The sequence below is a fragment of the Agreia pratensis genome, assembly GCF_900177685.1.
Lineage (GTDB): Bacteria > Actinomycetota > Actinomycetes > Actinomycetales > Microbacteriaceae > Agreia > Agreia pratensis.
This window is the reverse complement of record NZ_FXAY01000007.1, coordinates 17,579-29,508: the sequence shown is the minus strand read 5'-3', so window position 1 is coordinate 29,508 and position 11,930 is coordinate 17,579. Positions and strand designations below refer to the sequence as shown.

At 65.5% G+C, this 11,930-nt stretch carries 9 protein-coding genes; 4 read left to right on the top strand and 5 right to left on the bottom strand.

Annotation, left to right across the window (positions count from 1 at the left end; genetic code table 11):
• The first annotated feature begins 76 nt into the window (after window positions 1-76).
• The 4 genes from B9Y86_RS15995 to B9Y86_RS15980 all read left to right on the top strand — a co-directional run bounded on the left by B9Y86_RS15995 (window position 77) and on the right by B9Y86_RS15980 (window position 6,751).
• Window positions 77-1,036 carry a carbohydrate ABC transporter permease gene (locus B9Y86_RS15995; RefSeq protein WP_085487955.1) on the top strand — a complete coding sequence of 320 codons (960 nt, stop codon included), beginning with the start codon at window positions 77-79 and terminating at the stop codon, window positions 1,034-1,036.
• A 62-nt stretch (window positions 1,037-1,098) separates the two neighbouring features.
• A complete protein-coding gene (locus tag B9Y86_RS15990) occupies window positions 1,099-1,932 on the top strand; it encodes a carbohydrate ABC transporter permease (protein WP_228515941.1) in 834 nt (277 codons plus the stop codon).
• A 5-nt stretch (window positions 1,933-1,937) separates the two neighbouring features.
• On the top strand, window positions 1,938-5,021 hold the full coding sequence (locus B9Y86_RS15985; RefSeq protein ID WP_085487953.1) for an alpha-mannosidase: 3,084 nt from the start codon (window positions 1,938-1,940) through the stop codon (window positions 5,019-5,021).
• Window positions 5,018-6,751 (top strand): hypothetical protein, encoded by a 1,734-nt coding sequence (locus B9Y86_RS15980; protein ID WP_085487951.1) that lies wholly within the window; start codon window positions 5,018-5,020, stop codon window positions 6,749-6,751. The genes B9Y86_RS15985 and B9Y86_RS15980 overlap by 4 nt, the downstream gene beginning before the upstream one ends.
• Before the next feature lie 33 nt (window positions 6,752-6,784).
• Here the strand turns inward: B9Y86_RS15980 and B9Y86_RS15975 are convergent, their stop codons facing one another.
• The 5 genes from B9Y86_RS15975 to B9Y86_RS15955 are packed head-to-tail and all read right to left on the bottom strand — an operon-like array spanning window position 6,785 to window position 11,674.
• Window positions 6,785-7,438, bottom strand: coding sequence for a GntR family transcriptional regulator (locus B9Y86_RS15975; RefSeq protein WP_176223398.1), 654 nt, complete (start codon window positions 7,436-7,438; stop codon window positions 6,785-6,787).
• A gap of 41 nt (window positions 7,439-7,479) precedes the next feature.
• Complete coding sequence (locus B9Y86_RS15970) at window positions 7,480-8,202, bottom strand: aspartate/glutamate racemase family protein (RefSeq protein ID WP_244894799.1); 723 nt, start codon at window positions 8,200-8,202, stop codon at window positions 7,480-7,482.
• Window positions 8,199-9,242 (bottom strand): ornithine cyclodeaminase family protein, encoded by a 1,044-nt coding sequence (locus B9Y86_RS15965; RefSeq protein ID WP_085487947.1) that lies wholly within the window; start codon window positions 9,240-9,242, stop codon window positions 8,199-8,201. Before B9Y86_RS15965 ends, B9Y86_RS15970 begins: the two co-directional genes overlap by 4 nt.
• Window positions 9,239-10,138 (bottom strand): ABC transporter substrate-binding protein, encoded by a 900-nt coding sequence (locus B9Y86_RS15960; RefSeq protein ID WP_085487945.1) that lies wholly within the window; start codon window positions 10,136-10,138, stop codon window positions 9,239-9,241. The genes B9Y86_RS15965 and B9Y86_RS15960 overlap by 4 nt, the downstream gene beginning before the upstream one ends.
• A gap of 57 nt (window positions 10,139-10,195) precedes the next feature.
• Complete coding sequence (locus B9Y86_RS15955) at window positions 10,196-11,674, bottom strand: MFS transporter (RefSeq protein WP_085487942.1); 1,479 nt, start codon at window positions 11,672-11,674, stop codon at window positions 10,196-10,198.
• Window positions 11,675-11,930: the final 256 nt, after the last annotated feature.

Sequence of the window (11,930 nt, the reverse complement as noted above, 5' to 3'; positions counted from 1 at the left end):
CACCGGAACCCGGCCGCGGTCGTGCGTCGCACGTCGCATTCGTGAGCCATCCGTACACCCCACCCGAGGAGAGAACATGACCAGCACGATGCGCAGCGTCGTTGGTGCAGAGGCCCAGGATGAGCCGGGCGACGTGAGTACCGGCACGGTGCAGCCTCGCCGTCGCCGAGCGAAGCGGCGTTATCGCCTGACGCCTCTCGTGTTGTCGGCCGGGGTGATCATCCTCATGGCGCTCTTCTTCATCTGGCCGGGTGTGCTCGGCCTCACATACTCGTTCACCTCGTACAAGGGTTTCGGGCCGATGACCTTCATCGGCCTCGACAACTACACCAAGCTGGCCAGCGATCCCACGTTCTACGCAGCGCTCGGTCGCACGCTCATCTATACCGTCTTCTCCGTGCCACTCGGATACGCACTGTCGCTATCCCTCGCAGTCGCCCTCACCAACCTGCGGGCGCGAGGAAAGACGGCGGCCCGCATCATCTTCTTCCTGCCCTGGCTGGTGTCGCCGATCGTCACCGGTGTTATCTGGCGCTGGATGTTCGGCGAGAACTTCGGGTTCGTGAACTACGTGATCACCTCACTCGGTGGCGGCGCGGTGCCCTGGTCGTCAGACCCCAACCTGTCGCTGATGGTGGTCATCGTGGCCTCAGCGTGGGCCGGAGCGGCGTTCAACATGCTTCTCTTCATCGCCGCTCTGAACAACGTGCCGAAGTCGTATTACGAGGCCGCTGAACTCGACGGGGCCAACGGCTGGCAGCGCTTCGTGTCAATCACGCTCCCCGGAATCGCCCCCACATCTGTTCTGGTGATCCTTCTGTCGACGCTGGGTCAGATGAAGGAGTTCGCCATGATCCAGGCCCTGAACAACGGTGGCCCGGGTACCTCGAACCAGCTCATCGTGCAGTACATCTACCAGACGGGCTTCGCCCAATCGAATGTGGGCTACGCCAGCGCGGCGTCGATGGTGCTTCTCGTCATTCTGATGGTCATCGCACTCATCCAGATCGCGATCAACAGGAAGGCCACTCGCTAATGGCGACCGAGACGATGCCCCAGGCGACAGCTTCACGATTCCGTCGATCACCCCGAGCTGTCATGCGCAAGAAGTCCGGCGAGATCCGTCGGTCCATCCTGCCGACCACCATGCTCTGGGTGCTCGCCATCCTCATGGCTTTTCCGCTCCTGTGGTTCCTGCTCTCCTCCTTCAAGGGAGGCGGCGAGCTCTTCACCTATCCGCTCTCCTTCCTGCCTCGAGAGTGGACGGTCGACGGGTATATGCGTGCGTGGGAGCGCATCGACTTCGTGCGCTACTTCGGAAACACGATCGTCGTGGCCACCCTCACGACAGCTCTCACCGTCTTCTTCTGCGCGACCGCGGGGTATGCGCTCGCGAAGTACCGCGCTCCGTGGCTCTCCGTGTTCGCTCTGTGCATTCTGTCGATGACCATGCTGCCCGGCGAGGTCATCCTGAGCCCGACCTTCTCCGTGGTGCGTGACCTGGGCTTCTACAACTCGCTCATCGGCGTCATCCTGCCCTCGATCCTGACGCCCACCGGGGTATTCATGTTCAGGCAGTTCTTCATCACGGTGCCCGACGAGCTGCTCGACGCGGCCAGAATCGATGGCGCGAACGAGCTGTCGATCTTCTTCCGCATCATGCTGCCCCTCGCAAAGCCGATCATGCTGACGCTGGCGATCATCTCGTTCCAGTGGCGGTGGAACGACTACATCTTCCCGCTCATCATTCTGAGCGACCCGAAGAATTTCACGCTGCAGATCGCGCTGCGCACCCTGCTCGGGTCGGAGAACATCGATTGGGCCATCCTCTTGGCCGCTTCTGTCATCTCGATGATTCCGCTCGTACTCCTCTATCTGGTGTTTCAGAAATACATCACCAGTTCCGACATCAACACGGGCCTCCGCGACTGACGTTCATGCACCTCGATCAAGACAAGTCCGCCGCACGGGTGGATCGCTTTCTCGGCGAATACCTGCCCACGGCCATCGTCCACGAGTCCGTGCCGGTCGCTGCCGGAGCCTGGACGGTCGCGGGCGAACCGGTGCCGTTCTCGGCAGCGCGCGACGCGGACTTCACGCCGATGGCCAGCGGAACCCGGTGGGGCGAGCCGTGGGGCACGACCTGGCTGCACATCACGGGAACGGTGCCCGAACGGTGGCAGACGCAGGGCGGTCGCTACCGAATCGAACTCTCCCTCGATCTCGGGTTCTCTCAGTCGAAACCGGGATTCCAGTGCGAGGGACTCGTGCGCACCCCCGCCGGCCGTGCGGTCAAAGGACTGGAGCCGCGCAACCACCACGTGCCCCTCGATGCGCTGCCGGGGGAGACGTTCGAGTTCTATGTCGAAGCCGCCTCCAATCCCGATCTCTCGGGCGGCGACGACTTCAAGAGCCAGCGGGCCTTCGCCCCGACCCCCTTCGGTGACCGCAGCACTGCGCCGGCGGGTGAGCTATACACGCTGGGCCGGTTGGAGTTGCGACTGATCGACGTAGAACTCGAGTCGTTCGAGCTCGAGCTGAGGGTGCTCAGGGGGTTGATGGCCGAACTCGCCGACTCCGATCCGCGTCGACTCCGCATCCTCCTCGCCCTCGGCGCTGCGCTCGACGCCCTCGATCCCGACGACCTCGGTGGCAGTGTGTCGGCGGGTCGGGCCGTCCTCGAGCCCGTCCTTGCGGCGCCCGCTGCTCACTCCGCCCATCGGATCGTCGCGACCGGGCACGCGCATATCGACTCCGCGTGGCTGTGGCCGACCCGCGAAACCGTGCGGAAGTGCATCCGCACGTTCTCGAACGTGCTCGACCTCATGGATCGTGATCCCGAACTCAACTTCACGTGCTCGTCGGCTCAGCAGTACGCCTGGGTGAAGGCCGCCGATCCAGAGCTGTTCTCTCGTCTCGCCGCTCGGGTGAGCGAGGGGCGCTTCGTTCCAGTGGGAAACATGTGGGTCGAGTCCGACGTCACGATGCCGAGCGGAGAGTCGCTTGCACGTCAGCTCCTCGAGGGGGGCCGGTTCTTTATCGAGGAGTTCGGCCAAGCCGCTGACGTGGGCTGGCTTCCGGACTCGTTCGGGTATTCCGGTGCGCTGCCGCAGCTGCTTCGACAGGCCGGCCTGCGTTGGTTCTTCACTCAGAAGATGAGTTGGAACGAGACCAATGCGATGCCGCACCACTCCTTCGTCTGGGAGGGCATAGACGGCTCGCGCATCTTCACGCACTTTCCGCCGGTGAACACCTACAGCGGCGACATGCGCCCTACTGAGCTGGCACGCGACAACCGCAACTTCAGCGACCACGGCATGGCAAGCACCTCGCTGATGCCGTTCGGCTACGGCGACGGCGGCGGCGGGCCCACCCGCGACATGATGGCGGCCGGCCGGCTGCAGGGCGACCTCGAGGGATCGCCGAAGCTGCGCTTCGCCACCGCGCGCGAGTTCTTCACCGAGGCCGAGGCTGAGTATGTCGACCCACCCGTCTGGTCGGGCGAGATGTACCTCGAGTTCCACCGCGGCATCTTCACCTCCCAGGCCCGAACCAAGCGCGGCAACCGTCGCAACGAGCGGTTGCTCGCCGAGGCGGAGACCTGGGCTTCCGCGGCCACGGTGCTCACGGGGGCGCCCTACCCCGGCGCCGAGCTCGATGAGCTGTGGCGGGCCGTTCTGCTGCTGCAGTTCCACGACATCCTGCCCGGAACGGCCATCGCCTGGGTTCACCGTGAGGCCGAGGCGAGCCACGCCGAGACCACCGAACGGCTCGAGAAGATCATCGCGACCGCGCTGCGGCACCTCACCGGCGAGGGCGAGGTGGCGATCGCGCTGAACGCCTCGCCGGTCACCGTGCGGGGCATCCGCGCGCGCGCGGCACGCGTCGTCGAAGAAGACGCGGCTCAGGTATCGGCAATGACGGGAAGCGCTAGCGCCCCCGCTCACAGCGGAGCCGGTTCGTTCGTACTCGAGAACGACGTGGTCGTGGTCGTGGTCGAGGCCGACGGCACGATCAGTCGCATGAGCGACAAGGTCACCGGGCGCGATCTGATCGCCGACGGTCGACGGGCGAATCTTCTGCAGCTGCACCGAGACGAACCGAACCAGTGGGACGCCTGGGATCTCGACGCCTCGTACCGCGCCAGTTCCCACGATCTCATCGAGGGAACTGCCGTGCGCGACGGCGACGCCGTGATCGTTCGACGACAGTTCGGCTCGAGCAGTGTCGTGCAGCGCATCGAGCTCGACGGTGACGCGCCGACGGTGCGCATTCGCTCGGAGATCGACTGGCACGAGCGTCGCAAGCTCTTGAAGCTCGCCTTCCCACTCGATCTGCACGCGCCCGCAGCCGCCTACGAGACGCAGTTCGGCCACGTGAGTCGCCCCGTTCACACGAACACGTCATGGGATGCCGCCCGCTACGAGGTCTGCGCCCACCGCTGGGTTCACGTCGGTGAGCCGGGATTCGGCGCCGCCATAGCCAACGACGGACTCTACGGTCACGATGTCACGCGCCAGGTCGACGATGGCCGCGTCGTCACCGTGGTGCGTCAGTCCCTCCTGCGCGCGCCGACCTTCCCCGACCCCGAGGCGGATCAAGGCGACCACATCATCACCAGCACCCTCACGGTGGCCCCTGATATCGCCGACGCGATCAGGGCCGGGCGAGCGGCGGATGCGCCGACTCGCGTCGTGCGTGGAGCCCGGGTTCCATCCCGACTCATCGCTGCAGTCGCACCGGCCGGAAGCACGGTGACGTCGGTCATCGCCGAGACGGTGAAACTGGCGGCAGATGCGTCGGGCGATGTGATCGTGCGGCTGTACGAGAGCGAGGGGCGGCGATCGAGTGTCAGGATCGAGGCGGGCTTCGCTACGGAGTCGTGCGCGATCGTCGATCTCCTCGAACGTCCACGAGCCGATGGCGCAGCAGTTCCCGCCCAACCCGACGGCGGGTTCCTCCTCGAATTGAGACCCTTCGAGGTCGTCACACTCCGCATCCGAAAGGCCCAGAACGCATGAGCGCGAACACGACGAGCACGAGCCTTCTGCGGATTCTCGGAGAGGACGAGGCGCTGATCGACCAGGACTTTGTATCGGCTCTGCTCCAAGGAGCCTTCGACCAGGCTGCCGAATTGACGACGACCGGGGCAGACGAGGTGGCGACGTGGGGGCATCGTGAGCTGATGCGTGCCGTCCTCGTCCTCCTCGCGACAGACATCGCGCACGGCGCGGGGCGCCTGTCATCGTGGCTAGAGGCGTCAGAACGTTTCGTATATGCCCTCGCGGGCATGCAGGGTGACGGTGGGTTGTTCTCGAGCGAGGGAAACCTCGACTCGCCGCCCGACACCGCGTTCACGATCAACGACCTCTGTTCGGCCGTGTCGCTGGTCGACGGGGCCGATGACCCCGAAAGGGACCGATGGTCGGGCATCCGGCGGCAGCTCGAAGACATCGCGCTTCGCGCGGCCCCGGCTCTGGCCACGGGAGGCGTGCACACGCCCAACCATCGCTGGGAGGTGGCGAGCGCCCTCGCTGGCCTCAATTCTCTCTGGCCCGACGACAGGGTGCGCGCTCGAGCCGAACTCTGGCTGGCGGAGGGCATCGACATCGACGCCGACGGGCTCTATTCGGAACGAAGCGGAATCTATGCCGCCGAGGTCACGAACCCGAGCCTCCTGAACATCGCACGCAACCTCGACCGCCCGGAGTTACGCGACGTGGTCTTGCGCAATCTTCTCGCCTATACGGGGCTCGTCGAAGACGACGGCGAGGTCGAGAACGTGCACTCCCGCAGGCAGGATCAGCGGCTCGCCTACGACGTCGAACTGTTCCTTTCTCCGCTGCGCCAGCTGGCGATCGAGCACGACGACGGCAGATTGGCCGCGCTGGCTTCGGGGATCGTCTCGAGAGGCCTGCGACACCCCGGGCGACACCTCGCCGAGATCCTTCGGCATCCCGCGCTGGCTCGGCACCTGCCGGTCGCTGTTGGATCGCCCTGTGCCGAGGATGCCTTCTACCCTGAGAGCAGACTCCTGCGCGTGCGCCGAGGACCGGTATCGGCGTCGCTCTTCGCCGGCAGCGACTTCTCGCGCACCGGGCGCATCGCTTCAGGGCTTGCCAATTCGGCGACCCTGGTGAGGGCCCGTCGCGGTGGCGCCGTTCTCCGTTCCGTTCGGCTCGCCCCGACCTTCTTCTCGATGGGCTGCGTCCGCCCGCAGCGCCTGGAGCGGATCGAGAACGGGGCGGTTCTCAGTGAGACGCGCCGGTCCGGCTACTACGAGCCACTTGGTGCGGGGTCGCCACGTGACCTGTCCGAGCCTGTGTCCGAGGGGCGCTATTTCGCATCGATGGATTTCGAGAACCGTTCGATCGATGCCATGTCGCTCACGACGATCGTGACCGCCACCGTCGATGACCACGGCGTGAGCATCGACGTCGGCTTCGAGGGAGTGGCCACCCGCTACGCCGTCGAGCTCGTCTTCGACGGTGAGCTCACGGTGAGCGGGGCCGAACCGCTCTCTGGCTCAGACGACAGAGCGGGCTGGTGGCTTCGAAGAAGTGCCGCCGAGCTCGCAGGCTCGGGTTTTGGCGCCACGATCGAGGCCGCGGGCTTCGACGATGTGCGTCCCGACTTCGACGAGGGCGAGGTGTTCGGCTACGTCGGCGGAAACGACGATATTCCCGGCACCAGAATCCTGCTCTCCGGCTCGACCCTGACGCCATCGACTCTGCGAATAGACCTCGTCTGACCCGGTCGACGGCGTATCGCTGGCCAGGCGCGGTTACGCCTTTGCGAGGATCGCGAGAGACGGCTCGCGTCCTTGCTCGATGTGCGCGAAGGCGATCGACTCGGCCAGTCGGTCGTTGCCGGTGCGGATGGCGTCGAGGAGACCGTGATGTCCGGCCCACTGCACATGCTGATCCCGGCTCGAGGTGAGGTACGAGAGCCAGGTAGTGCGACCGGAGATGCCGCGCATGAGGGAGGTCAGAAGCGTGCTGCCTCCGATCTCGACGATCGCTTCGTGCACCACCGTCGAGGCTTCGGCCGCCTCCAACCAGTCCTGGCTGTCGAGCGCGCGGTGCTCGGCGTCGATCGCCGCCTGTAACGGATCGAGCGAGGCTCCCGCTGCGACCGCGCGTGCGGCCAGTCGAGCGGCGAGCGTTTCGAGGCTCAGCCGGGCGTCATAGAGTTCGGTGACATCGGCGACGGTCCAGAGCATAACGCGCGAGCTGCGGCGGGGAAGCGAGCGCACGAACCCCTCGTTCTCGAGCTGCGGAAGCGCCTCCCGGATCGGCAGGCGGGATACATCGAGCTCGGACGCCAGCGCCGATTCCACCAGTCGCGATCCCTGAGGGTAGTGGCCCAGAATGACGTTGCGACGGAGCGTTCGGTATGTCTGTTCGGCAAGAGAGTCCTCGGGGGCCAGAACGGTCATGTGGAACTCCCTTCGATAGGCGACGCTCCTATCTAACACTCTCAGCCGTCGGCACCGGGCCATCGACGTGCCTTGGCGAGGGGTCGGGCGTAACTGTCGAGCTTGCTTGTGGTGAGGCGTTGCCGGATGAGGGTCTCAACCAGGGCGGCCGCAGCTGCGACCCCGTCGATCACGGGAACAGGCAGTCGATCACGGACGTGCTCCTCGAGGCCCGCCATGCCTGCGCAGCCGAGACAGATGACCTCGGCGCCTCGTGCGATGGCACGTTCACCCGCCGCCACAAACGCGTCCGCTGTTGCCAAGGGGTCGGCATCGATCTCGAGAACACCGAGACCCGTGTCCTCGATCGCGGCGCAGTGGCCGAGCAATCCGGCACTCATGAGGCTGTCTTCGATCTGACCTACAGCTCGGCGAACCGTGGTGACGACGCCGTATCGGCGACCGAGCAGCATGGCTAGATGGGCGGATGCCTCGGTGATGTCGACCACAGGAATGTCGAGCAGCTCTCTGGCGCCCTCGCGGCCGTGCTCGCCGAACCCCGCCATCACGATCCCGCCGATATCAGAGGGGAGGCGCTCGAGCGTGTGCAGAACTGCGGCCGCGCTGATGAAGCTGTCGTACCAGCCCTCGGCGGATGCGACACCCCAAGACGGGGTGATGGCGACCACGGTCGTGTCGGGCCCGACGGCCAGGCGGGCCCGCGCTGCGGCCGTCTCTGTCATCGACTCCGTGGTGTTGCAGTTGACGACCGCGATGCGCATCATGCGTTCACCGCCGGGCGGTTCCACCCGAACGAGGGCGCGGCCGAGATCGCGATCTCGGTGCCACAACCGCGATGTCGCGCCAGCTCGATCACTTCGGCGGCGACCGCGAGGTCTTGCGCGGCGAGCCCGACGGAGTTGAAGACGGTGATCTCGTCATCACTGACTCTGCCAGGTTCGATGCCGGCGATGACGGCGCCGAGTTCGCGCAGCGACGCGTCAGCGGGCACCGCTCCGTCGGCGATCGCTTGCAGCAGGTCGCCAGACTTCGCCAGGGCCGTGGCCGCGCTGTCGACGATCAGGGTTCCTCGAGCGATTGCCGCGCCGTCGAGTTCACGATGCGTCGGCCGTGGTCGCGCGCCCACCGCGTTGACGTGCTGGCCGGGATGCAGCCAGTCGCCCTCGATGATCGGCTCGACCGATGGTGTCAACGTGCACAGCACATCGCAGTTCTCGACGACGGAGCGGGGGTCTGCGGCGACCGTCATGCTTCGAAGGCCCGAGTCGAGCGCGACTCTGAAACGCTCGATGGTTGCGGCCGAGCGAGACCAGACCACGATCTCGTCGATCCCTGTTGTCGCCCGGAGTGCGCGAACATGTTCGATCGCGAGATTGCCCGCGCCGATGAGGCCGAGTACGCGGCTTTCAGGACGTGCGAGATGACGGGTGGCGACCGCGGACGCCGCCGCTGTGCGCATCCGGGTGATGATCGCGCCGTCGAGAACTGCGATGCACTCGCCTGTCTCTACGGAGGTGACCATGATGGTCGAGCGCTGGGTCGGAAGATTCCGGCCCGCATTCTCGGGGATATCGGCCATCAACTTCACCGCGGCGAGGCCGAGCCTGTCTGATCTGGCAACCATCGGCAGCAGGATGGCATCTCCGCCGGATGCGTTGCCGCCCCCGGCAGCCGCCAGGGTTGTGGGCGCGGGCTGCCGCATAGAGCCCGTGCCGAGGTCGGCGAAGATCGCCTCAACCGCCCCGAGAACGTCGACGGTGCCAACCAGCTCCGCGAGCTGGTCGGCACCGAGGACGAGCGTCACGAGGAGGCGCCGACGGGGCGAGCTCCCGTGAGCTCGGCGAGGGACGGCGCCCGAACGATGAGGCCGGCTTCGGCGAGGATCCGCATCCAGCGATCAGATGCGTCCGGGTCGATGACGGTGGTGTCCCACACGCCGCCGAGAGCCATTTCCGCCGCGGCCTCGCGCAGGAGGCCACGATCACGGTCACCGAAGCGCTGGGTCAACACCGTCTCGATGGCGTCGGTCGCCGTACCTGCAGTGATCGTGTCCATGGCCGTGGCGATCGCATCCATGAATCGGGCAGTGCGGTCGCTGAGCTCCTCGACGCGCTCGGTGAGGCAGTAGTAGACGCTGTTCGGCATCACGCCTGCATCGAGGTGCTGGAACACGATCGTGCCGTGGCCCGCGGCGACGAGTTCCTTCGCCGACAACAGGTCGAGGATGATCGCGTCGCCGAGGCCGCCCTCGTAGAGGTCGATGAGCATGGCGGTGGACAGGTCGCGCACCCACCGGGTCGCGGCCACGTCGAGCCCTGCCTCGCGGATGAGGCCTGCGGTGAATTCGAACGGTGCACTGCCGCCGGCTCCCGGAGCGAGAACGACGCGGCCAGCGAGCCAGTCGAGCGAGATCGGAGCTTCAGCCTCGCGGGCGACGATCGTCATGGGGAAGGCGTGGTTCAGCTGACCGACGACAGTGAGGCGGCGATCCATGCCGGCGTACATGCCGGGAACCCAGAGCCCGCCAAGGGCCAGATCGGCAGCGCCAGACTCGAGGTCATCGAGCACACCCGTCCACGGGTCGCAGGCGGTAGCTGTGACCGAGAGATCGTTCGCTGCGAAAAGTCCGCCGACGTCCGCGACGTACTCGGGCAGGTAGTTCAGGCCGTTGGCGGTGGCCGAGATGTTGAGTTGGTCCATGGGGTTCCTCCGGGAGGGGTTGGTGGTTCGGATGGTCGGTGATTCGGGTGGATTCGGTTACTTCGTGTCGGCCGTTTGCGTGGTGCTTTCTGCCGCGAAGGCGTTCTCGTTGACGTCCTCGAGCGTGCGACCCCGCGTCTCCGGTGCAAAGCGGGCTGCGAGTACCAGTACCGCGTACATGACTGCAGCGAGTCCGAAGACCCCTGCGAAGGCGAACGAGCCGTAGAGGGCGACGGCGAGGAAGGGCATCACTGCACCGGCGATGTTGCCGATTCCGTTCACGATCGATGCGCCGGATGCCCGGATGGCGGTCGGGAAGACCTCGGCGGTCCATGTGGCGAGGGTCGTGTTCGTGACCATCGTGAAGAATTGGAACAAGGCTCCCAGTACGAGAATCGATCCCGTCGCGTTGCCGAACGCGGCGAACGAGAGGGCGGTGACGCATCCGAGCACCCCTGCAGTGGTGACAACAGGGCGACGGCCTACCTTGCCTGCGATTAGAGCTGCGGCGGTAGCTCCCAGGAGTGAGCCTATGTTCATGATCATCGTGTACAGCAGGCTCTCCGAGACGGAGTAGCCGCGCTCGACGAGCAGGGTCGGCATAAGGAAGTTCAACGTGACCTGTGATCCGAAGGCCATCCACGAGGCGACGCCGAGAGCGACAGTGCGTCGCAGAACAGGACGGCGAAACAGGACGGCCGGGTTGGAGTGCATCTGAGCGGGCGGCAGGTCCTCCGGCGTGAGCTCGACCGGGGGACGTGCGCCGGAGGGCTTGAGCGAGTTCGAGGCGATGATCGCCAGCGAGCGGTTCGCCTCGTCGACGCGACCCTTCGAGAGCAGGAAGCGCGGGGTCTCGGGCAGTCGCCTGCGATAGAACACCACTAGTAGGGCGGGCACGGCCAGGATCACGAACGACCAGCGCCAGACGGTGTCGTCTCCTCCGAGCGGAATCGCGAGGGGACCGAGCAACAGGAGGAACAGGCCGTATGAGATGAAGTTGCCGAGGCCGCCGGCCCCCACATTGATCGCTCCGATAGCGGTGCCACGGAAGCGGGTGGACACCATCTCGGAGATCATGACGATGCCGATCATGAACTCGCCGCCGATGCCGATACCTACGGTGAGGCGGCTGACCAGCAGCATGTCGTAATTGAACGAGAGAGCGCTCAGGAGCCCGCCGAGCGTGTAGATGAGAAGGTTGAGGCTGAGTGAGAACCTGCGACCGTAACGATCGGCGAGAAAGCCTGCCAGCACGCGACCGATCAGGCCGCCGACGACGGTAGCTGTGTTGATCGCGGTGAGTTGAACATCGCCGATCTGCAATGAGGCCTTGATGTTTGTAGCCATCGCGCCGACGGAGTTCTGCTCGAGGGTGTTGAAGAACTCCCCGGCCAGGATCAGAAGGAAGATCCAGAACTGAGCGCGGGTGAACCCGATCGAGTCGAGGACGGAGGCGACGGAGTGACCCGACCCAACGGAGGGTGTCGTCGGGGAGGTGGATCCTGTCGCGGGGGTGGTGCGGGATACAGCAGTCATGTGTAACTCCCAGCGTGTGAGGTATGGGCGCGGCCTGATCGGACTGATCTCCGCTGTGTAGTTACTTTGTATCCCAGATGCTGTTTCGGGCAGGTTTCCTGCATGCTACGAATTGATTATATCCGCATTCAAGCGGGCTTGTCGCACGCATTTATTTTGTGGCGATTCAAATTTGGGATACAAAATGACAAGCGCACGAACTGGCGAGTGACTGGCCTCGAGGCGCGCCAAAGAGCCTCCGGCCAGGGGTGAACGC

Coding starts and splice junctions, on each gene's coding strand:
- B9Y86_RS15955 (WP_085487942.1), bottom strand. CDS start 11,674: ATGACTGCTGTATCCCGCACCACCCCCGCGACAGGATCCACCTCCCCG.
- B9Y86_RS15995 (WP_085487955.1), top strand. CDS start 77: ATGACCAGCACGATGCGCAGCGTCGTTGGTGCAGAGGCCCAGGATGAG.
- B9Y86_RS15985 (WP_085487953.1), top strand. CDS start 1,938: ATGCACCTCGATCAAGACAAGTCCGCCGCACGGGTGGATCGCTTTCTC.
- B9Y86_RS15990 (WP_228515941.1), top strand. CDS start 1,099: ATGCGCAAGAAGTCCGGCGAGATCCGTCGGTCCATCCTGCCGACCACC.
- B9Y86_RS15970 (WP_244894799.1), bottom strand. CDS start 8,202: ATGATGCGCATCGCGGTCGTCAACTGCAACACCACGGAGTCGATGACA.
- B9Y86_RS15960 (WP_085487945.1), bottom strand. CDS start 10,138: ATGGACCAACTCAACATCTCGGCCACCGCCAACGGCCTGAACTACCTG.
- B9Y86_RS15975 (WP_176223398.1), bottom strand. CDS start 7,438: ATGACCGTTCTGGCCCCCGAGGACTCTCTTGCCGAACAGACATACCGA.
- B9Y86_RS15980 (WP_085487951.1), top strand. CDS start 5,018: ATGAGCGCGAACACGACGAGCACGAGCCTTCTGCGGATTCTCGGAGAG.